General features: G+C 42.0%; 13 protein-coding genes. 8 read left to right on the top strand and 5 right to left on the bottom strand.

Annotation, left to right across the window (positions count from 1 at the left end):
• Positions 1 to 121 precede the first annotated feature (121 nt).
• The 4 genes from B3H30_RS24730 to B3H30_RS24715 form a co-directional block, all read right to left on the bottom strand.
• The gene (locus B3H30_RS24730) at positions 122 to 1,051 is read right to left on the bottom strand and encodes a DUF5777 family beta-barrel protein (RefSeq protein WP_070565318.1); all 930 of its coding nucleotides are present in this window, start codon (positions 1,049 to 1,051) and stop codon (positions 122 to 124) included.
• A gap of 16 nt (positions 1,052 to 1,067) precedes the next feature.
• Entirely contained in the window at positions 1,068 to 1,619 is a 552-nt protein-coding gene (locus B3H30_RS24725; RefSeq protein ID WP_070565239.1) for a YceI family protein, read from the bottom strand.
• Positions 1,620 to 1,629: 10 nt separating this feature from the next.
• Positions 1,630 to 1,884 (bottom strand): c-type cytochrome, encoded by a 255-nt coding sequence (locus B3H30_RS24720; protein ID WP_286775420.1) that lies wholly within the window; start codon positions 1,882 to 1,884, stop codon positions 1,630 to 1,632.
• A 176-nt stretch (positions 1,885 to 2,060) separates the two neighbouring features.
• On the bottom strand, positions 2,061 to 2,918 hold the full coding sequence (locus tag B3H30_RS24715) for a hypothetical protein (RefSeq protein ID WP_070565241.1): 858 nt from the start codon (positions 2,916 to 2,918) through the stop codon (positions 2,061 to 2,063).
• A 162-nt stretch (positions 2,919 to 3,080) separates the two neighbouring features.
• Between B3H30_RS24715 and B3H30_RS24710 the strand changes: the two genes are divergently transcribed.
• From B3H30_RS24710 to B3H30_RS24685, 6 genes are all read left to right on the top strand, one after another.
• Positions 3,081 to 3,659 (top strand): RNA polymerase sigma factor, encoded by a 579-nt coding sequence (locus B3H30_RS24710; RefSeq protein ID WP_083295896.1) that lies wholly within the window; start codon positions 3,081 to 3,083, stop codon positions 3,657 to 3,659.
• Positions 3,656 to 4,870 (top strand): outer membrane beta-barrel protein, encoded by a 1,215-nt coding sequence (locus B3H30_RS24705; protein ID WP_070565244.1) that lies wholly within the window; start codon positions 3,656 to 3,658, stop codon positions 4,868 to 4,870. Before B3H30_RS24710 ends, B3H30_RS24705 begins: the two co-directional genes overlap by 4 nt.
• Before the next feature lie 726 nt (positions 4,871 to 5,596).
• Entirely contained in the window at positions 5,597 to 8,797 is a 3,201-nt protein-coding gene (locus B3H30_RS24700) for a SusC/RagA family TonB-linked outer membrane protein (RefSeq protein WP_083295897.1), read from the top strand.
• 11 nt (positions 8,798 to 8,808) lie between these two features.
• Positions 8,809 to 10,806, top strand: coding sequence for a RagB/SusD family nutrient uptake outer membrane protein (locus B3H30_RS24695; RefSeq protein ID WP_070565245.1), 1,998 nt, complete (start codon positions 8,809 to 8,811; stop codon positions 10,804 to 10,806).
• Between the two features lie 156 nt (positions 10,807 to 10,962).
• The gene (locus tag B3H30_RS24690) at positions 10,963 to 12,717 is read left to right on the top strand and encodes a family 43 glycosylhydrolase (RefSeq protein WP_070565246.1); all 1,755 of its coding nucleotides are present in this window, start codon (positions 10,963 to 10,965) and stop codon (positions 12,715 to 12,717) included.
• Between the two features lie 87 nt (positions 12,718 to 12,804).
• Entirely contained in the window at positions 12,805 to 15,987 is a 3,183-nt protein-coding gene (locus B3H30_RS24685) for a glycoside hydrolase family 2 TIM barrel-domain containing protein (RefSeq protein ID WP_286709353.1), read from the top strand.
• 73 nt (positions 15,988 to 16,060) lie between these two features.
• On the opposite strand, the gene B3H30_RS24680 is transcribed toward B3H30_RS24685, so the two are convergent.
• The gene (locus B3H30_RS24680) at positions 16,061 to 20,113 is read right to left on the bottom strand and encodes a hybrid sensor histidine kinase/response regulator transcription factor (RefSeq protein ID WP_286835009.1); all 4,053 of its coding nucleotides are present in this window, start codon (positions 20,111 to 20,113) and stop codon (positions 16,061 to 16,063) included.
• Positions 20,114 to 20,444: 331 nt separating this feature from the next.
• Here B3H30_RS24680 and B3H30_RS24675 point away from each other — a divergent pair, with 331 nt between their 5' ends.
• Both B3H30_RS24675 and B3H30_RS24670 read left to right on the top strand, forming a co-directional pair.
• Positions 20,445 to 21,560, top strand: a complete 1,116-nt coding sequence (locus tag B3H30_RS24675; RefSeq protein WP_070565250.1) for a glycoside hydrolase family 88 protein — start codon at positions 20,445 to 20,447, stop codon at positions 21,558 to 21,560.
• 13 nt (positions 21,561 to 21,573) lie between these two features.
• Entirely contained in the window at positions 21,574 to 22,815 is a 1,242-nt protein-coding gene (locus B3H30_RS24670) for a DUF2264 domain-containing protein (protein ID WP_070565252.1), read from the top strand.
• The last annotated feature ends 3 nt before the right edge of the window (positions 22,816 to 22,818 follow it).

Below are 22,818 nucleotides of genomic sequence, written 5' to 3'. Positions count from 1 at the left end.
AATTTGAGACAGCTTCTTTTTAATTTGATAACAATTTCCTCAATGAACTTTTATGCTTGTTGAATTCCTATTGCCTTGTACGGATTGTTTTCGTTACAAATCATCAACAGCGCAATACCTTTTATTTTTTGTTAAAATTGAATCGTCGCGCAATACTAAATCCCCAGCGAAATTGCCCTTTGCCCCATGAGCTATTTGTTTCGCTGATAAACTGAGATTCTTGTATTGCGGTCGCATTGGTAAAATTGAGGTGGAAGATATGGCCTCCGGTATCCATTTCTAGACCGACACCCAAAGCATTATAGTAACGTTGACCACCCACTTCTTCACGGTACTTCTTGTTCGATGCTTTTCGGAAAGGCAATGTATAGTCTGCGACTAGCGCAATTCGATTACTAACCTTAGCCCGCCCACCGATACCGATAGCGAATACATCATTTTGATCATTAAAAGCCGTATAATTTCGGTGAAGATAAGAAGGAACTACAACGAGCGAAAGATCTGAGCTGAATTTTCGGGCGATGATGAGCTGCGTTACATAACTCAATCGGTCATTGAAGTTCTCAAAGCTTGCTGCTGAAGACTTATCCGTACTAGCTTCCATCGCGGATAGGGTAGTGCTTCCAAAAAAAGCTACGGAAACAGGTATGCTATTGTCGACCGTTTGTTCGATAAATCGGTATTTCACATTACCCTCAAATAGCTGCCGAGCAGCCGTTGCGCCCTTCGCGCGGGCGATTCCAATGTTCAGGTTATCGAATAAACCATAATCAAAACCTATTCGGATGTCGGTCGAATTATCGAGGCCAAAGAAATTTTTACCTCCACCCGCGCTGCCCGCGATATCGCCAAAGCGATGATCTACTCTAAAGTCCATTTCATTACGATGAATTGTTTCTGTGGTCTTGAGATTGATCAAATTGCCGGATTTAAAGGTCGCCGTGACTTTTTCATTTTTGGGTGCATCGATATGGATTAATTTATCGAGATCTTCCTGCGCAAATGACTTTGCGAAAGGAAAGCAAAGGAGTATAAGTAGTATTTTTCTCATTTGTAATGAATTCGTATTATGGTTTGTAGGTCGCATCAACGGTGATTTTGACTACTTCAGCAATTTTTTTTCCAACGATGGAAGGAATAGAAATTTTATGATCTGCAAGTTTGACCTGAAAATTTGCTACCGCCTTTATCGTGCCATCTGTAACAGTAAATGTTGCCTTTGTACTGTAAGGTTTAGTAACCCCATGGATTAGAAGTGTGCCTCTTACGTTCAGCGTATAGCTGCCATCCTTTGTTAATTTGTCCGCGTTGTCGACTTTGCCTTTAAATTCTGATAGGGGGTATTGATCACTTTCCATGTAATTTTCATTGAAATGCTCCTGCATGAGCTTTTTGTCAAATTGAAAAGATGTATTTTTTACCCGAAAGATGATATCTCCGGTTTGAAGGTTCATCGCCGAAGCGCCTAAGGTACTTTTGGCTTCGATGTCTTCCAATGGCGCATTACTAAAAAAGGTGATGCTGGTCTCTTTTGAAACAAAAGAAGCCTTTTGCTGCGCAAAGGTCGTCATAGCGATGAGCATCATGAAGAGCGCTATGTACATGTTGATTTTTTTCATATGCCTAACATTAGTTTTCAGGTGAATTCCTTTTGATCCATGCATCCAGCAGTTCTATTTCTTTTGCGGAGAGTGAGCTGCCTAGTGGCATGGATTTGGTCACCAGTACCGCATTATTAATCTTTGCAATATTGTCTTTGACGGAGATATAACCACTGAACGTCCATCGTCCACTGGCCGAACGTCCTGTCGCGTGGCACGAACTACATTTCGTTTCAAAGAGTGCTTTAGAAAAATTCGTGTAAGACACATTTAGTACCGTCACAGTTTCAGTGCCGTTATCCGGATTGTTCGTAAGTTCTTGCGCCTGCTTTTTGGTACAGGCGGAGAAGGAGAGAACTGTTAAGGTAAAGAAAAAAATGACTAGGTAACGATGTGCTCTGAGGCAAGGATTTACGGTTTTTAGATTTTGTGCCATAAGTTTGAATAGTTAGTTTTGGTTTAGTTAGCAGGGGCAACGGTAGAGTTGTCGTTTACGATTGGCCAAACGCCAACGCGTGGGAAACTTATCCCTTTATTATCTCCACGCTGTGTATCCTGGCCGAAGTAATATAAGGGCCATCCTTTGAACGTTAATTGTTTCTTTCCATAGACGGTAATGACAGCGATGTCAGCCGTACGAACAAGCGAAGGCAGAGCTCCAGTCTCTTTTTGAAAGATAGGCCAGATCGCATCATTACTGAAATCTGCAGCAGTATAATTGTTTTTGTTGAATTTGTCGGGTTTAAAGGCATACAACGTTCTGCCCTTATCATCGGTCAGGTAAATTGTTTTTCCGGTTCCTTCGGTATAGTCGCCTAAATAGTTTTTAGTATCGTGTCCGATAAGTTGCGCATTCGCAACCATGAGTAAATAATCAGGTTTGGCCACGTACCATATTTTATTGACAGCATCTCCTTTCACCTGACCGGATTGACTATCGCCTGCATAATTGTAAAGCGGCCAGCCCTTAAATGTGTTTTGTTTCGAGCCATCTTCACGTGTTATTTCACCGATCAGGCTTTTGTCAATTTTTAGGTCTGTGCTTGTTTCACTGCTGTAATAAACCGGCCAAGTGGTCAAACAATTACCGCTGCAGGTCGAAGCTCCTTTTGTATCATTCGAAAAGAAATAGAGTGTTTTACCGTCGGCATCGGTCAGAATATTACCAAATTGGGTATTGGCAGACATTTGCACGCCCTTGTTTTTATTTTCGACATTGCCAGGTTCACCATCGCTTTTTGAACATGCAGAAAACAATGTTAAGGTCAATAGACCACCTATAAAAGTTAATTTGACTTGTTTTTGGTTTGATTTCATAATGGTATGTTTTAAAATAATGTCTTGATATTACGATCAGGTCAGTGAAAAGGTTGCTTGGAAATTGAGTTGAAAAAAAATATTTTTTGAAGGCAACCTTTTCGATTATCCTCTCGTATAAGACTTAATACTATATTTATCAAAAGAAAGAAGCAATATCGAGTGGCGATAACAGAAGTTGACGAAAAATCTATCCATATTATTAAAGGATGTATTGATGAGGACCGCAGGGCTCAGAAAGATCTTTACACCATCTACTACGCTATGTCTTTAGGGATATGTCTGCGCTACGCTAATAACAGGGAAGATGCTATCAGTATTTTAAATGAAGGCTTTTTCAAGGTTTTTAAAAATATCAACAAATATGATTTTCAGAAGCCTTTTTCCATATGGATCAAAAAAATCATGACAAATACTGCAATTGATTTTTATCGGGCAAAGATTAAACAGGGCATCTTGGTAGATGTATCCATGTATGAGCATACCATTATTGAGGATGATAGCATCAGTCAAAAGTTAAACTATGAAGATTTATTAGCGATGGTACAGCAGCTTCCACCTGCCTACAGAACAGTGTTCAATCTCTATGCGATCGATGGTTATGGACACGAAGAAATTAGTGGCATGCTGGGAATTACCATTGGAACATCAAAATCTAATCTGCATAAAGCACGTGGTAGACTGGCGGAAATGGTGGAAGTTCAAGGGGTAAAATTTGGTAAAACGGAGGAGAAAAGATGATGGAAAAGGATAAGAATAAGATTGATGAGCTATTTAGGTCGGGCTTAAGTGATGCTAACTTTGACTTTGATGAATCACATTGGCAAGATATAGAATCGCGATTGGACAATGAAAGGCGTGTAAAGAGACGAAAGATCGTCGTCTTAACGAGCTTGGCAGCTACACTTGCAGCAGTTTTAACGATCTTTTTTGTTTGGAATAGCGCGTTATTTAAAACCAATAATTTACCAGGTGAAATAAATACAGCCGGTATTTCGCCTGAAAAGGAGGTTCCGGAGAACAAAACTGTTCAACCTAAGGAGTATTCGCCAGACGAAACCAAACGGGATCAAGATTGGATTGCATTTCAGCCGAACAAACGTGCGAATAATGTGTTCCAGATTTCAAATGAAACCATCGTACTGCAAGATATCCGTTTGGAGAAGATAGCCGATGCAAATCCGATAATCGGGCAAGAAAGAAAACTAAATACTGTATTCACAATTCCAACCATGGAATATAACAATCAAAGATTGCCTCATTTCAACTTAAGAGAAGAACCGGTTGAAGGGACAGGGGAGCGTCTGGCAGCCATTTATCAGCCTAAAGAAAGTGTGGGATCCAATGCGCAGGAAAGAGAGCGGTCGGTTGTTAGTTTCTTGGCCGGGCCAGATCTGACAAGCGTGCGGGGGGCAGGTAAATCCTCCCTTAGTGAAAATATCGGTTTGGCCTATTCCTATCCCCTCACAAAAGCACTGCGTGTGTCTGTGGGTGCTACCTACGCTAAAAAGAATTATACGTCAGCGTATAAATTTTATGCGCCATCAAATCCACCGGAAATGGCACAATTGCCGAGCAATGTGAGCGCTGTATGTGATGTTCTTGATGTACCACTGACAGCGAGTTATACGGTTTTGAAAGGTAAAAAAGTGAAGTTCAATGTCAGTGCAGGACTTTCGAGCTATTTTATGCTAAAGGAAAAATATACCTTCGACTACGAAGGTGGAGGTAGCTATGGCGGATCTCAGAAAAGTGCCGTCTATGAAGTGAATGGAGAGAACCAGCATATCTTTGGTGTTGCCGATTTCTCGATCTCCATTGAGAAGAAAATTAACGATAAAATTAATATTGGCGTAAAACCTTTTGTTAAAATGCCTTTGACAGGGATAGGTTACGGAAATGTAGATCTGGAATCTAAAGGCGTTGCGTTTACCTTGGGAATGAGTTTGTAATGCGGAATCGCTCGGCTTTCGTTTGGGGCATGTTCGGTACAGCTTCGCATCAGGGAGCGCCTCTGGGCGTACTAATCTTCTATTTCATTTCTAATGTGCTGTTCGTATGTGAACAATTCGAATAATAACTGTTCGCATACGTACATTTCATTTTTTGAAGCAGATCCTAAATTAGGCTATAATGCGCTTCAGAAGGTATAAATGAACTAGAGGACCCTATGGTATTGTATTTGGCACGGAGCTAACAAAATTGATCTTATGTTCTTTATGCATTTTGAAGTTCAATTTTCATTTTAGTCATTCACTATAAATAAATATATAGGTTGTTTAGCTGCGTCGGGAGATGCGGCTTTTTTTGAGGGCAAAAAGCCTGATTTGACGAATTTGCCCCTTAAAATAAGAAGATTTTACCCCCCTTCCGTTGTAACGTTTTTGATAATATTGCAAGTGTCAATACGACATTTTATGGTGTTGGCAATATTAAATAACCAAGAGTGTTTGCCTGATTAGCTGAATACCCGCTCCAAATCATATAAAAAATAGGTGTAGGAAAAGTAAGCTGGCTAAAACTCAAAAACAGCTAAATAACCAAGTTTAATTATGATGAATTTACCAATCAAAAGTGGATTGTTTGATCCTTGAATTCCCAAAGAAACGCAATAATGCTACCTCATATTGCCGTACTACGCTTCATCAAAATATTTTAATTACTAAACAGTTTTACTTATGAAAAGAAAAATAGTATTCACACCGTGCTGGCTTTGTTGTATCTGCTTTTTACTTTTAAGCTTACAGCAGACTTATGCGCAGTCAATAACTGTACGGGGCCAGGTTACCGAAAATAATAGGCCACTGGCCGGAGTGACCGTCAAAAATATCGGTTCCACAGTGCAAGCACAAACAGATACACAGGGAAAATATACGATCAGTGCTGCCACAGTCACGGCATTAGAATTTACCTTTCTAGGTTATGCGAAACAGCGCTTTGAATTCAGTCAGCTCAAACAGATCAGCCAAGGGAACTACGAGCTTAACGTGCAACTTGATGCTTCCGAAGGAGATGTTTTGGATGAAGTGGTGGTGGTCGGTTTCGGTTCGCAGAAAAAAACAAACCTGACCGGTTCGGTTGCGGTGGTGGATGCCAAGCAACTAGAAAATAGGCCGGTAAGAAATGCGATCCAGGCACTGCAAGGACTGGCACCAGGACTAAATATTTCCCAAAACTCGGGAACGATGGAAACCAATCCATCCATTAATATCCGGGGGACGGGCACCATCGGAACCTCTTCTTCGGCACCACTGATTTTAATCGATGGTTCTGAAGGGTCTTTGGCGGCACTAAATCCACAGGATATTGAAAGCGTATCTGTATTAAAAGATGCTGGAGCGGCTTCAATTTACGGCTCTAGAGCTGCCTTTGGGGTTATTTTAGTTACTACAAAATCTGGAAAGGCTGGACGTACATCGGTAAATTATAATAATAGCTTTCGTATGAATGCCCCAACATTAATGCCGAAGATGATGGATTCTTATACATTTGCGCAATACTTTAATCAGGCCGAAGTCAACGCAGGTGGTTCACCACATTTCTCCGCGGAGCATCTGCAGCGCATCCTGGATTATCAAAACGGAAGCCTGAAAAATTCGACGATAGTCGATCCAAACAATAAATTGTATTGGGCTGAAGGATATGCCTATGGTAACGACAACAACGATTGGTTCGATGTCATGTATCGGGATCAGGCTTTTGCTCAGGAGCACAACCTAAGCCTCAATGGTGGAACCGAAAAAACAACTTATTACCTTTCAGGTAATATTATGAAACAACAAGGGTTGATGGCCTTCAATACGGATCATTACGACCGTTACGCTGTTGCTGCTAAAATCAATTCTAAAGTATCTGACATCTTTCAGGTAAATTACAACGCGCGATTGGTGCGTGAAGACTACGACCGTCCGGCTGCATTGACCAATAGTTTTTATGATGATTTAGGCAGACAGGGCTGGCCAACGCTGCCTCTGTATGATCCAAATGGATACTTGTTCAGTTCTCCCTCACCTGCACTTGCCATGAAAGAAGGCGGACAGGATAAATCAAGTAAGGATTACATTTACCAACAGTTACAACTCATCCTCGAACCTATTAAAGGATGGCGTACAACTGGTAATTTTAACTATAGAACCACAACTCAATTTCGTCATTGGGACTCGCAGCGTCTTTACAACCATGACGTGAATGGTGATCCGTATCTGTATAAAAACTCATCCAATGTGTACGAATTTGGTTTAAAGGAAAACTACTATAACATTAATATCTTTTCTGATTACGATAAGAGCTGGGGCGACCATCATGTTAAAGTTATGGTCGGTGGTCAGATTGAACACACGGCCTATCGCAATCTCGGTGTGCAACGCGACGGAATCATTATCCCGGATCAACCGGTATTGAATCTGACCTCCGGCACAGACATCAATGGAAAAGCAGTAGTGCCTTCTGTATCTGGCGAATATCAAAAATGGGCAACAGCGGGTTTCTTCGGCCGATTGAATTACAATTATGCAGAAAAATACCTATTGGAAGCTAATTTGCGTTATGACGGTTCATCACGCTTCCGCAGCGATAGCCGCTGGGGCTGGTTTCCTTCAGTTTCTGCAGGATGGAACATCGCCAAAGAAAACTTTATTGCAGAGTCGGCACCATTTATTAATATGCTGAAATTAAGAGCTTCCTACGGAGAACTGGGTAATCAAAATACCGATGTCTGGTATCCGACTTATGTCACGCAACCAACGGGTACAGCCAATGGCGCTTGGCTAATTAATAATGCTCGACCAAATTCTGCTTCGGCTCCAGGCTTGGTAAGTGCCTTATTGACCTGGGAATCCATCAATACCAAAAACTTAGGCGTCGATTTTGCTTTTTTAAATAGCCGACTTTCTGGGTCTTTTGAGGTCTTCGAACGGAAAACATTTAATATGGTCGGCCCAGCTCCACAGTTGCCTAATACATTAGGAACCCAGGTTCCTCAAACAAATAATACCGACTTAAAAACAAGAGGGTTTGAAGCTACACTGGGCTGGAATGACCGTACAGCCAGTGGTTTCGCATATGGAGCAAAGTTTCTCCTGTCGGATTATACCACAACAGTAACACGCTATCCAAACGCAATAGGGTCATTATCAAACTATCGGGAAGGCCAAAAGTTAGGTGAAATATGGGGATATCAAACCCTTGGTATCGCAAAGACAGAGGAACAGATGAGTCAACATCTGGCGAGCTTGCCCAATGGTGGACAAAATGCATTAGGAACACAATGGGGGGCAGGCGATATCATGTATGCGGATTTGAATGGCGACGGAAAAATAGATGGTGGAAGCAATACAGAGGCCGATCCTGGTGATCGTCGTGTGATTGGAAACAGCACGCCGCGTTACTCCTTTGGATTGAATCTGAATGCGGATTACAAAAATTTTGATTTTAGTGTTTTCATGCAAGGTGTCATGAAACGCGACTATTGGCAAGGTGGCTATTATTTTTGGGGAGCAACTTCAAAATGGTGGTCAACGGGCTTGGTCGATCATCTTGATTATTTCCGTACCGCAGACAATCCATTGGGCGAAAATCTTGATGCGTATTACGCACGTCCTGTTTTTGGAACCTCCAAAAATCAACAGACGCAGACGCGCTTTTTGCAAAATGCAGCCTATATCCGCATAAAAAATATTCAGCTAGGCTATACCTTACCGAAAGAAACAACCAAACGTTTTGGTGTGGAGCGTCTACGCGTATACGTTTCCGGAGAAAATATCTGGACCGGCTCAAGTGTAGCGGGAATGTTTGATCCCGAAACTATTGATGGCGGAAGCAACGGAACGGTTTATCCATTGACAAAAGTATGGTCTGCAGGTTTAAGTGTTACATTTTAAGTCGATTCATTATGAAATTCAATAGTACTATTTTTAGATTGATGCAATTGGGCCTTGTCGCTTTGGTAGGCCTAGCTTCCTGCAATAAATATTTGGATATTGCACCCCCTTCGTCCATCATACCTGAAGCGTATCTGGATGAGGAATCACAACTTGCTGCTTATACCGTAAATCAATATGCTGGACTGTTTCCTTCGCATGGCAACTGGTCCTTTGGCACGTTCGGCATCGACGGAAATACAGACAATATGGCTACTCCAACACTCGATAATAAGTTTATTCCAGGCCAATGGCGCGTTGGATCGAACGGCGGTGACTGGGATTTTTCAAGTATTTATCAGATGAATTATTTTATCAATACGGTGGTTCCCAAATGGAAGGAAAATCGTATTCTCGGAAATTCCAGTAACATAGCACATTATATCGGTGAAGCCTATTTTTTACGGGCTTATGTTTACTTTGGGAAATTGCAGGCCTTGGGCGATTTTCCGATTATTCGCAATGTGATGTCGGATAAGGATAAGAGTATTTTAGTGGAAGCGAGCAAGCGTTCACCAAGAAATGAAGTCGCGCGTTTTATACTTTCAGACTTGGATTCGGCCATTACCTTGCTGAACCAAAGTTCTCCCGATGGCAAGAAACAGCGGATCTCAAAAAATGTAGCCCAGCTGTTCAAGTCCCGAGTAGCTTTGTACGAAGGTACCTGGCTCAAATACTTTAGCGGAACCGCATTCGTCCCTAAAGGACCAGGATGGCCTGGTGCGGCAAAATCATACAATAGCAATTATGCATTTCCGACGGGAAGTATTGCCGGAGAGATCGACTACTTTTTAACGCAGGCCATGGAATCGGCAGCTGCGGTTGCTGACAATGTGCCGCTGGTGAGCAACACCGGAATAATAGAATCTGCCAACAATGAGAATCCTTACTTCAGTATGTTTGGTGCCGTGGATATGTCCAGCTATGGCGAAGTACTTTTGTGGCGACAATACAACCAGAGTTTGGTGACACACAATGTACCGGTATATGCACAGCGTGGCAATTATGCGGTTGGTTTGACACGCGGCCTTGTTGAAAGCTTCCTGATGTCCAATGGACTGCCTATTTACGCTTCCGGCAGTGGTTATGCGGGCGATGATTACATCGCAGATGTTCGGAAAAATCGCGATGGTCGTTTACAATTGTTTTTAAAAGAGCCCGGCCAAAAGAATGTATTGGTCAATATTGGACAAGGTACGCACTATACCCTTATTGAACCCACACCGACTGTTTACGATACCGATTGGGAAAGACGTTATACAACGGGGTATACTATACGTAAAGGTATTTCATACGACGGTTTACAAACGCTAAACGGACAGGGATTTACGGGTAGTATTACCTTCCGAGCTACCGAAGCTTACCTCAATTATATGGAGGCCTGTTTCGAAAAGAATCAAAATTTAGATACGAAGGCGCAGGCCTATTGGCGCTCATTGCGTACACGTGCTAAGGTCGACCAAGATTTCAATGCAACCATTGCTGCAACACAAATGGAGAAAGAGAAGAAAGATTGGGGCGCGTATTCTGCAGGACAGTTTGTGTCACCTACATTGTACAATATACGTCGCGAACGCAGAAGCGAACTCATGGCGGAAGGTCTACGTTGGATGGATCTCAAGCGCTGGCGTGCGATGGACCAGCTGATTACAACAGCAGACCATTTTGAAGGCTTTAAACTCTGGGGGCCGATGAAAGATTGGTACAAACCCGAACAGCTGATTTATGGCGCTACCAATGATAAATCTGTCGTTTCAGATCCTGCACGGAGTGAATACCTCAGACCATTGGAGGTCCGAAGCAATGCCCTGTCTTATACTGGGGTGAAATTTGCCATGGCGCATTATCTTGCACCTATTGCCGTCGAGCATTTCCAGTTGGCTTCGGATGATGGAACAGCAGAAAATTCCGTTATTTATCAGAATCCAGGATGGTCACTGATCAGTGGAACTGCCCCAACCGGCTTGTAGAAATATAAAAAGGGATATGTGTCATCTCATTATTACACAAATACGAATATATCCCTCTTTTTGACTCAATATCCCCCTTGACTACGTAGGAAAAGGGGGATATTTTTGTTTACTGATCATCACGAGCAGTTAACTCAAAGAAACTTAAACTAAATCATGAAAAAACTTTTATCTGTCTGTCTTAGTTTGCTGTCAAGTTGTTTTATCGCCTATAGTCAACAGCCCATCCTACCGCAGTATAAATTGGTCTGGTCGGATGAATTTGATTATAATGGTGCACCCGACACGACTAAATGGAGTTACGAAGAAGGTTTCAAACGCAACCGGGAAGAGCAGTGGTATCAAAAGGAAAACGCTTCCTGTCGTAATGGCCTGTTGGTTATTGAAGCAAAAAAAGAACAACGTAATCATCCGGGTTTTATTCAGGGCAGCTCTGATTGGATTGCCAGCCGTAAAAAGATAACCTATACTTCGGCTTCGATAAATACTTTAGGAAAGCAGCACTGGAAATACGGAATTTTTGAAATCCGCGCGCGTATCCCTGTTGGAGAGGGCCTTTGGCCCGCATTCTGGACTTTAGGCACGAGCAAGGAATGGCCATCCAATGGTGAAATAGATATCATGGAATATTATCGCGGCAATATATTAGCCAATATCGCAACTGGCACTGACCAACGGTGGAAAGCACATTGGTTCGGTAAGACAAAAGCAGTCAAAGATCTTGGCGGAAAGGCTTGGGCAGATCAATTTCATATCTGGCGCATGGTTTGGGATGAAGATGCCATTACGCTTTATGTGGATGATATGGAAATGCTTCACGTCCCTATGGATCAATTGGTCAATCGGGACGGTACAGGATTCAATCCATTTACCCAACCACATTATCTCCTGTTAAATTTGGCCCTCGGTGGAATAAACGGTGGCACGATAGCTGATAAATTACTTCCCGCTAAATATGAAATTGATTATATCCGGGTCTATCAAAAAGTAGAACGTGCTGAAATGAATAGCTTTACGCCAGGGGAAATATGGAAAGACCAATCCGGTGATGTGATCAATGCCCATGGCGGCGGCGTACTTCATCAAAATGGAAAATATTATTGGTATGGTGAGAAACGTGGCGGAACGACATCCCAGGGCGTCAATGTGTACTCATCCAATGATTTGTATAACTGGAAGTTTGAAGGATTGGCTCTCACACCTAGCGCAGATTCTACAAGCGATATTGCCTGGGGCTGTATTATGGAACGGCCAAAGGTTATCTATCATGAGCAGCTGAAGAAATATGTGATGTGGTTCCATCTTGAGTTGAAAGGGCAAGGCTATGCAGCAGCCAGGGCCGCCGTTGCTACCAGTGACTCTCCGCTTGGGCCGTTTCAGTTTGTCCACAGCTTCCGGCCAAATAACAATATGTCACGTGATATGGGTTTATTTGTAGACATCGATGGCAGGGCTTACCAAATCTATTCATCGGACGAAAACTATGCCTTACGCCTGGTTCAATTAACCGATGATTACCTGCATGTGACAGCAAAAGATTCCTTACTCTTCCGGAATCATCGGGAAGCCCCAGCTTTATTCAAGCATAAAGATCAGTATTATCTGATCACCAGCGGATGCACCGGCTGGGCTCCAAATCGTGCAGAGCTCCATGTCGCTAAGAGTCTTTTTGGCCCCTGGAAATCCCTAGGGGATCCAATGCAAGGGCCAAATTCGGCTTTGACTTATGGCGGTCAATCCACATTTATTCTTCCTGTCGCAGGAAAAACAGATGCCTTTATCTTTATGGCCGACCGCTGGAACCCCAAAGATCTTATGGATAGCAGATATATCTGGCTACCGGTAGATCTCCAGAATGAAAAAGTACAGATAAATTGGAAGGATCAATGGGATTTAAGTGTATTTCACTAGGCCTGCCGTATGGCCGTATTTAACCTACATTCTGTGAAACAAACCACTCTTTTTTGAATTGATTTCTTAATCGCTAAATAATAAAACATGCAGTTTGTGAATAAATTGGTGCTTATTCTACTCTATAGTTTGATATTCAATTTTGGACATGCGCAGTCCAGTGTTACCTTGACACATGGATCGCGTAAAATGCAACAGCTAGATACTCTTGTCCGAAAAGGAATCCCTTGGTTGGATGAAACGATAACCGAAGAAAACCGGCTGCCCATGCATACCGATTTTGTGACCTTTCCGAATACGTCTCAGATCGTCAATAGCGATTGGCGTGAATCTTCCGCTTATTTAAGTTTGAATGGTCCCTGGAAATTTAAATGGGCAGATAGTCCGTCAAAATTACCGGCCAATTTTGAATCGTTGACTTATGATGATCATCTTTGGGCTAATTTTCAGGTGCCTGCAAACTGGGAACTCAATGGATACGGTTTCCCGATGTATACGACCTCCGGTTTTGAATTCACTTATTTGATCGGAAAACCAAATCCACCAATTGTGCCGATGGATTTCAACCCCACGGCTGTGTACCGCCGAGAGGTAGTCATTCCTGAGGATTGGCAGGGCAAACCTATTATCCTCCATATTGGGGCTGCCAAATCAAATCTATCTGTTTGGGTAAATGGTCAATATGTGGGGTATGGGGAGGATAGCAAATTACCTTCCGAGTTTGATGTAACAAGATATTTGAGAAAAGGAAAAAATCTAATCACAATGCGCGTCATGCGTTGGGGAGTTGCAAATTATTTGGAGGATCAGGACATGTGGCGCCTCAGTGGAATCACACGAGACTGTTATCTGCTGGCACGGCAACCGATATATCTACGTGATATTCAGTTGGCACCGACCCTCAACGATTCTTTTGATGAAGGACAGCTAAATACTAAGCTGATTTTTAACCAGAGCAGTCAAGATGAGTTAAGAGCAGAGGTTTCATTACATAGAAATGGTCGTCTTGTGTCAGTTAAAACTGTTAAAGTCTCGGGACAAGAGATGGATATTGCACAGACCATAGAGCGTCCTGCACTATGGTCGGCCGAAATGCCAAATTTATACCAGGTGACTGTTAGGCTAATAGACCACGAGGGTAAACTCAGCGAGGTCGTTCCCCAGCAAGTGGGCTTCCGTCGGGTTGAGATCAAAGAAGGTCAGTTGCACGTGAATGGACAGCCTATACTTATCAAGGGAATAAACAGGCACGAAACAGATCCTGTAACAGGGCATGTGATCTCCAAAGAAAATATGTTGCGTGATGTACAGCTCATGAAAAAGTTCAATATCAATGCTGTCCGTACCAGCCACTATCCCAATGCCGAATATTGGTTGCAACTCTGTGATCAATATGGATTGTATGTGATTGATGAGGCTAATATCGAATCTCATGGCATGGGCTATGATCTGTCTTATACGATGGCCAATAGGCCGACCTGGGAAAAGGCACATGTTGCCCGTGTTGAACGTCTTATTCAGCGCGACCGGAATCATCCCAGCGTAATTATTTGGAGCATGGGCAACGAAGCTGGAAATGGCTACAATTTCTATCGGGCCTACCTCCGGATGAAAGAGCTCGATAAAAGTCGCCCTGTACAATACGAAAGGGCTGTGAATAATTATGGGGAATTAAGATTTGATTGGAATACCGATCTGATTGTTCCCATGTATGCAAGCCCATCGGCGATGGAAAATTATGCAGCGCGCAATCCTAAGCCCCAAAGGCCCTTTATTCAATGTGAGTATGCCCATGCCATGGGAAATTCATTAGGAAATTTTAAGGATTATTGGGACATCATTCGGGCAAATAAAGGAATATTCCAAGGCGGATATATCTGGGATTTTGTGGACCAATGTTTTATTAAAATCAACGCTAAAGGCGATACGGTTTATACCTATGGTGGAGACTATGAGCCTAAGGAAGCCATAACGGACTGGAATTATGCTTCCAAAGGCATTTTTTATGCTAATAGGACACCCTATCCGCATGCCTGGGAAATGAAGAAAGTATATCAAGATATCCATAGCAGCCTAATGAAGGAGAAAAAGATACAGGTTTACAATGAACGTTTTTTTACCGGACTTGACAATGTTGAACTTCAATGGGAGCTTATTGTTGATGGAAAGAAAGCCCAATCTGGTTTAATCAGTCACTTGAATGTGTTGCCGCAACAATATGGTGTGCTGTCTATCCCTTATCAAACAGATGCACGTGGGGAGAAATTTCTGAATCTGACTTATCGATTGAAAAAAGCCGAACCCTTACTTCCTATGGGGCATATTATTGCAACCGAACAGTTGTCTTTAGGTGGTGTTTTTCAACCTAAGACAACCATTGTGGCACAGGGGAAAATCAAGACTGAGCGAAAAGATGGAAATCTGATTATCTCGGCAAAACAGCTGCAGATGGAGTTTGACCTTAAATCAGGATGGCTGACCAGATATCATTACAAAGGACGGGATTTAATGGATGAGCATGCTTTATTTAAGACTAATTATTGGCGTGCACCGAATGATAACGATTTCGGTGCAAATACACCTGAAAAACTGAAATCTTGGAAACAGGTTACGGATTCTATTGAATTACTTGAAATTAGATCCGAATTAATCGATAGCCTGGTCTATGTCTATGCGGCCTACAAAATGCCTCAGGTATATGGACAGTTAGCAATGAAATACTGCATTAATCAACGGGGTGAAATGCGCGTTTCTCAATCATTCACGGCTGACACCACAAAAAAGGTTGCTGTTCTGCCACGTTTCGGCATGCAATGGATCATGCCTGCTGGCTTTGAGGCCATTAATTACTACGGTAGGGGACCACAGGAGAATTACATCGACCGTAATTTTGCATCGCATGTCGGAATTTATAAACAGACCGTCGATCAACAGTATTTTCCTTATGTAATGCCACAGGAGACAGGTAATAAGACCGATGTCAGGTGGATGGAAATAAGAAATAAGCAAGGTGAGGGATTGTTTTTTACGGCAGATTCTACTTTCAGTATGAGCGCTTTGCATTATTTTGATAAGGATTTGGACGACGGTCCCAAGCGACAACAACGCCATGCCGCTGACCTTGTCAAAAGGAAACAAACGCAAGTTAATATTGACCTCAGACAAATGGGCGTAGGCGGAATCAATAGCTGGGGAGCATGGCCGCTTCACGAATATACATTGCCGTACAAAGATTATTCATTCTCCTTCGTTTTAAAACCAGTCGAATAATTATAGCGTCCTGTACAACAGAAAGAGCTCGTGATTGTTGTACAGGACTTATTTTACTTTTTAACAATTCAGACTAAGGCCGGTCTACATGGAATTCATTCTGAAATGCTTTTCGGTACTTTTTGACATAGTCGGATGGTGTATCGCCAAACAATTTGTTGAATTGTTGTCTAAAGTAGCGCTGATCGTAAAAACCTGTTAAGTTAGCTACTTCATTAATTTTCGAATCTGTCAAAATAAGCATTTCTGCTGCTTTTTTGAGTCGTACCGACCTGATAAATTCATTGATCGATTTGCCTGAAATTGTTTTAATTTTTTTATAAAGTGACGAATGACTCATCCCCGTTTTTTCGGCAAGGCTTATTACAGTCAATTCTTCCAGTAGGTTCTCTTCAATAATCTCAATGCACCGTTCTATGAATAGCTTGTCTGTGATCGATATCTTTAGCTCATTCGACTGTAATGTGATAGCGTTAAGGAAAAAGTCCTGAAGGTTCTTTTTGTTCTGCAGTAATGTCTTGACCCGAAGCAACAATATTTCCGAATCAAATGGCTTGTGGATATAATCATCGGCACCATATTGAATTCCGGCTAACTTCGTGCCGTCGGAAGTACTTGAAGTAAGCAGGATGATTTGAATATGGTTGAGCGTAGCATTAGATTTTACGGCTTTGCAGAGTGACAATCCATCCATCTCTTCCATGATAATATCACTTATGACCAGATCAGGTTGTTTTTCGTTGATCATAGCTAATGCCTGAACGCCATTACGGGCACCATAGACCGTATATTCTACCTTAAAAATGTCGGTAAGATAGCTGCGGATCGCATCGTCGTCGTCAACCAATAAGATACTGAATTTTTTGCTTGATATGGCCGTTGGAAATGTGGGAGCTGTTTCTGTCACCACTTGTGCATCGTATAGCATTTGAATCCCCGACTCGTTGCGGTGCGCTACATCTGCCAATGGTTCTTCGGCCGGCATTTGTTGTGCCACGATAGGCAAAACGAGGTCGAATGTTGTTCCCGCTGTTGCTGAACTCGTATAACTTATTTTTCCGGCGTGCATTTCAACAAAAGTTTTGACCAGATACATGCCGATCCCGAATCCCGTTTGTTTTTTGAGGCCAGTCAGTGGATCCGAAAAATATTTGTCGAATATTCTATCGCCAAGATGTTCGGGGATACCTTTTCCCGAATCCTTGATCTGAATGGTTAATTCCCTACCCTGTTGCGATAGAGCAATATGAATAGCGCCATCGGAAGGCGTAAATTTAAAGGCATTTGATATGAGATTGCATAAGATGATCTCAATTTTTTCTTTGTCGGCATTGACAAAGACCGGATCGGAATTTTCCTGGAACTGATAATTTATCTTTTGTAATTTTGCCTGGGCAGCGAAATATAGAAATATTTCTTTCATAAAGCTTTGACAGTCGAAAATGCTGGTTTTGAGCTGTTCGGCACCGTCCTCTGTTTTTCTAAATACAAGCAGCTGGTCCACCAAGCTCAAAAGCCTTTTGGCGTTCCTGTGTACTACCTGAAGGGAAGCCCTGTCTTCAGACTCTTTATTGGTCTTCAGCAGATCTTTAATCGGATTAATAATTAGGGTCAGCGGTGTTCTAAATTCATGCGATATATTGGTAAAAAATGCGTGCCTCTTTTCATTGAGTTCTCTTTCCTTTTGGATGGTGAATTTTGAAAGCTGTATTTCATAATTTAAAGCGATTTGCCTCCTCCGATAGCGCAGATACCATAGCCCCGTATAGATCATAGCCAGCGTGTAAAGCAGGAAAGCCCACCAGCTTCTATACCAAGGCGGGAGAATTTGAATCTCGAGCTTAATCTGCTTATTTGTCCAATTGCCTTCCGAGTCGGTCGATTGAATAAGCAGGGTATAATTTCCTTCATGCAGGCCGTTGTAATTGATAGATCGGGTAGACCCGGCATCGTTCCATTGCTTGTCTAAACCTTCCAAGCGGTATCTATATTTTATCTTTTGTGGCGAATCAAACTCCAAGGCGGCAAACTCCAGCGAAAAAGTAGATTGATTGTAGGGAAGGGTCAATTTGTGAATAGTATTATCTTTTCCAATATCGACCCGGTCGCTCAGTTCGGCAATCTTTTTATTGTTAATTTTAAGACTTGTGATTGCTAAGGCAGGTTCATAAATTTTCAGTTTGATACTATCTGCATCAAAGATGTTAAAACCGTTGTTTCCCCCGAAAAGAAGATGGCCATCTTTGAGCTTAAATGCTGCTCCATAAGAAAACTCGTTGCTTTGAAGCCCATCCGTTTCTTCGTATCGTACAATTTTTTTAGTGGAAGGATCGAACTTCGAGAGGCCATTAAAGGTACTTAACCATAGTTTCCCGGTTTTATCTTCCAAAATATTAAGTACGGCATTGTTACTCAAACCTTCATTTGTGGAATAATTTTCGACAATCTTTTTTGATTTGCTATCAAATGCCAAGAGCCCTTTACCTTCTGTTCCTAACCAAAGTCTGTTATTTTTTCCGAGCCGAATGGCACGAACAGGTTTTCCGATTAAATACCTGGCGCTTTTTCGTGTCTTCTTGTTTAGCTGTATGATCTCATTGTAATTCCCCATCCAGATATTGCCTTGTTTATCGTCAATCATGCAATTGATATCATAGATGTCTTCGCTGAAGACTTCAAATTGGTCGCTTGTCGGATTATAGGTATACACTCTTCCCTCAGAAAATGTCGCTGCCCAGATCTTCTCATCCTGATCCTTAAAAAGTAATTGTACACTGTTATTTACGACCCCATTTGGCGTCCTGCAAACATAATATTTTAAACCCGAACCTTTTGCATAACGCGCAATGCCCCTTTCGGTTGCGATCCATAGATCTCCGTTAGTTCCGGTCAAAAGATGGTTTATCGTATTGTCTGGCAATTGCTGTGGCCCTTTTTGAAAAGATTGAACCTGATTGGTCTTGTTATCCCATACATAAAGGCCATCACCTTCGGTACCAATCCAGATCTTGTTATCATACTCAACGAAAGAACGTACAAATTTGTGCGCTAAGTTAAATCCCGCATAATGTTTCTGCTGTAAATAATTAAATTTATAGCCATTGTTATCAATGGTCTCAATGCCGCCCTTTCCGGTGCCAATCCATATTTTACGCTGGGAGTCTATGTAAACCGTATAAATGGTTTTGCTATTCAGTGAAAATTGTACGGGCTGTAGAACATTTTTATTTGCTGCTTTTCCATGAGATAGGTTAAGTATAAAAATGCCATTGTTTTGGGTGGCTAACCAAAGTTTGTTTTGCCCCTCCAGCGTCAGCATGTTGATCTGGCTCGATTTAAGCTCCTGTGGATACAAGGACGAAAGCATATGGTCTTTGATTTTCCAAACAAATAGCCCCTCGTAATTACCAATAAAGAGTTCACCGCTGTTTGTGCTAGCCATACAGGTTGCACTCGTAATAGCCTTCGATACAAGATTCAACTGCTGAGTTTTTTTGTCGAAAGCGTATAAACCGCGTCCCTCTATAAAAACCCATACCATGCCGGTCGCGTCAATATGCGTGGCCGATACGTGGTAGTATAAGGTGGATAGTTTCGATTTATAATCTTTAAAAGCAATTTGTATGGCATATGCTTCTTGATGACTTTTGTAAAATAGCCCCCAGCCGTTTGTGCCGATATAAATATTATTATCACTATCGATTTGAATGGATTTCGTATCGGCATTGAGATGATATGACCGTTTTGATTTTTGGTCTATATAATTTAAACGCGTGAAAGTATCAAAATTTCGGTCGTAGACTCCAATTCCTTGACCAGTTCCTATCCATAATTTTTTATTATGGTCTTCTGCTATACAATAGATATAATTATGCGGAATGCTATTTTCGTTATTTAGCTGATTTCTGTAGGTTTTTATATCATAACCGTCGAATCTGTTTAGCCCGTCGTAGGTACCAAACCACATGAAGCCCTGACTATCCTGAAATATAGATTTCACCGAACTATTGGATAAATCTTTATTCATCTCCTTGGGGAATTGCGCGTGGGTCAGCGTGCTTGTGTGAACAAGGATGAGAACGAATATCAGGATCAAGGCCTGACGTGAATGTAGGAGTCTGTTCAAACTAGGCATGTTAGCAGCGATGTTAGTATGGTATTTCCGATATCAGATAATTTATCGATTCTTCCTTATCATAGGTTATTATCTTGAAAACAACTTTTGTGATCAGAAAAAGTCAATTTGAAGATTATATGGTTAAAGATACGATTGTTTTTTAAAATAAGTGTATATTGTACGTTTATTTAAGGCGAACAGTTTTTACGAGTAAGATTTTGCTTCATAAAGCAAAAAGAGGACGGGATGAAAGTAATAAGTGTCTCTATTAAAATAGTGTACAAACCAATTTAAGCAGCTTATGTGCTAGTTTATCAAAAAATACGATACATCTAAATATATGCGGATCAATTTAATCTTATGTCTATTGTTTGTAGGACATTTTTCATTTGGACAGCAATTGAACAAAAAGACCGTACTAGCTCAGCTAAGTAAGGCAAACCAATACTGGCAGTCTCATCATAAGCCCGAAGTTTGGGCGTTTTGGGATCAGGCAGCTTATCATACCGGAAATATGGAATTCTATAAGATTTCAAAATCAGCAGGAGACTTAAAATATTCTACGGATTGGGCGATATACAATGATTGGAAAGGAGCCAAGTCTACCGATACGCAACTGTGGAAATACAACTATGGGGAAACAGACGAACACGTTCTTTTTGGTGATTGGCAAATCTGCTTCCAAACCTATATCGATCTCTATCATTTATCGCCAAGCCCTGAAAAGATTGCACGTGCTCAAGAAGTCATGGAATATCAGATCCACTCCAATAAACAGGACTATTGGTGGTGGGCCGATGGTTTGTATATGGTGATGCCGGTGATGACTAAAATGTACAAATTGACAGGGAATTCACTTTATCTGGATAGGATGTATACTTATTTGCAATATGCCGATAGTATCATGTTTGATCAGGAAGCGAAATTGTATTACCGTGATGCAAAATATGTTTTCCCCAAACACCAGAGCTTACACGGCAAAAAGGATTTTTGGGCCCGGGGCGATGGCTGGGTTTTCGCGGCATTTGCGAAGGTTCTTCAAGATCTACCTGAGGAGGATAAACATTATACCTACTATCAGGAGCGTTTTAAGGAAATGGCAGCCGCTATCATGAGTTGTCAACAGCAGGAGGGATTCTGGACTCGAAGCATGTTAGATTCCGAACATGCACCCGGCAGGGAAACAAGCGGAACCGCTTTTTTGACTTATGGACTGCTCTGGGGAATAAATAATGGATTGCTAAGCGATTTTAAATTTAAAGATGCTGCGGTTAAAGGCTGGAAATATCTTAGTGAGATCGCTTTACAACCCGATGGCAGAGTTGGGTATGTACAACCGATCGGTGAAAAAGCTATCCCCGGACAGGTGGTGGGTACCAACTCTACAGCTCCTTTTGGTGTAGGTGCGTTTTTATTAGCCGGCTCGGAAATGTATCGTTATTTAGCTCAAAAATAGATTGGATTTGAAAATGAAAAATAAGATTTTATTGTTCTTGGTCATTTTTCTGACAGGCCATACTGCCCTTGGACAGGGCTTGAAGGAGAAACCTGTATCAGCAAAGGAGACGGATAGAGCTTTTTGGCTTAAAGAAATGGATCAGATGCTGCGTCCTGTCCTCCGCAGTCTGGCCCATGATAGCCTACGGTTAACTATGCCACAAATGACTTCTATACACGTGGATAATAAGGAACAGCGCATCAAAGTACAATATGTTGAAGTCTTGGGAAGGGTATTGTCAGGCATAGCGCCCTGGCTTTCTTTGGATGGCGGTTCGGCTGAAGAGATAAAGTTACGCGATCAGTATAGAGCATGGACTGTTCAAGCACTTAAAAATGCTTTGGACAGCAATGCGCGGGATTTTATGCGTTTTGATCTCGGTGGTCAACAACTTGTTGATGCCTCATTTATCGCTTTGGGATTTATGCGAAGTCCTTGGCTGTGGGATCATATCGACAAACAGACAAAAAAGAATTTGGTAGCATCCATAAAAATTACCCGCCAATTTCGGCCGGCTTATTCAAACTGGTTGCTCTTTTCAGCGATGAATGAAGTTTTTTTAGCGAAGTATTCGGATGATTGGGACGTGATGCGCGTTGATTATGCGCTGCAGCAATTGGAACAGTGGTATGTTGGCGATGGAATGTACATGGATGGTCCGCATTATGCGTTTGATTACTATAATAGTTATGTTATCCATCCCTTCCTGGCCGGAATTATGGATTTCATACAGCTGAAAACTAAAAACTATGATGGGATGTTTGCAAAAATCAAGCTCCGCAATGCGCGCTATGCCCTAATTCAGGAGCGGATGATCAATGCCGATGGCAGCTTCCCACCGACGGGAAGGTCTGTAATCTATCGTGCGGCAGCTTTCCATCATCTCGCCGATATGGCTTTCAAGAAACGGCTCCCTGTGGAACTTAGCGAAGGACAGGTGAAGGCTGCACTGTCTGCGGTACTGAGAAAATCGACCGAAAACCCCAATACGTATGAAAAGGCCTGGTTAACATTGGGTATGTATGGTAACCAGCCGGGCTTGGGCGATCCGTACAATAATCAGGGGAGCCCCTATTTATGTTCAGTAATTTTTTTGCCTTTGGGATTACCCGACGGAGATTCTTTTTGGACAAGTGAAGCGAGCGACTGGAGTGCACGGCGTATCTGGTCAGGACAGGACTGGCATAAAGATCAGAGCAAAGCCATTCAATAACCC

The organism is Sphingobacterium sp. UBA7038 (assembly GCF_002494055.1).
Taxonomy (GTDB): Bacteria; Bacteroidota; Bacteroidia; order Sphingobacteriales; family Sphingobacteriaceae; genus Sphingobacterium; species Sphingobacterium multivorum.
Note: the sequence above shows the minus strand (reverse complement) of the source record. Positions and strands in the feature narration are given on the sequence as shown.

Excerpts from the sequence above, each read along its gene's own strand:
- B3H30_RS24730 (WP_070565318.1), bottom strand. The coding sequence starts at position 1,051 with ATGAGAAAAATACTACTTATACTCCTTTGCTTTCCTTTCGCAAAGTCA.
- B3H30_RS24725 (WP_070565239.1), bottom strand. The coding sequence starts at position 1,619 with ATGAAAAAAATCAACATGTACATAGCGCTCTTCATGATGCTCATCGCT.
- B3H30_RS24715 (WP_070565241.1), bottom strand. The coding sequence starts at position 2,918 with ATGAAATCAAACCAAAAACAAGTCAAATTAACTTTTATAGGTGGTCTA.
- B3H30_RS24705 (WP_070565244.1), top strand. The coding sequence starts at position 3,656 with ATGATGGAAAAGGATAAGAATAAGATTGATGAGCTATTTAGGTCGGGC.
- B3H30_RS24700 (WP_083295897.1), top strand. The coding sequence starts at position 5,597 with ATGAAAAGAAAAATAGTATTCACACCGTGCTGGCTTTGTTGTATCTGC.
- B3H30_RS24695 (WP_070565245.1), top strand. The coding sequence starts at position 8,809 with ATGAAATTCAATAGTACTATTTTTAGATTGATGCAATTGGGCCTTGTC.
- B3H30_RS24690 (WP_070565246.1), top strand. The coding sequence starts at position 10,963 with ATGAAAAAACTTTTATCTGTCTGTCTTAGTTTGCTGTCAAGTTGTTTT.
- B3H30_RS24685 (WP_286709353.1), top strand. The coding sequence starts at position 12,805 with ATGCAGTTTGTGAATAAATTGGTGCTTATTCTACTCTATAGTTTGATA.
- B3H30_RS24675 (WP_070565250.1), top strand. The coding sequence starts at position 20,445 with ATGCGGATCAATTTAATCTTATGTCTATTGTTTGTAGGACATTTTTCA.
- B3H30_RS24670 (WP_070565252.1), top strand. The coding sequence starts at position 21,574 with ATGAAAAATAAGATTTTATTGTTCTTGGTCATTTTTCTGACAGGCCAT.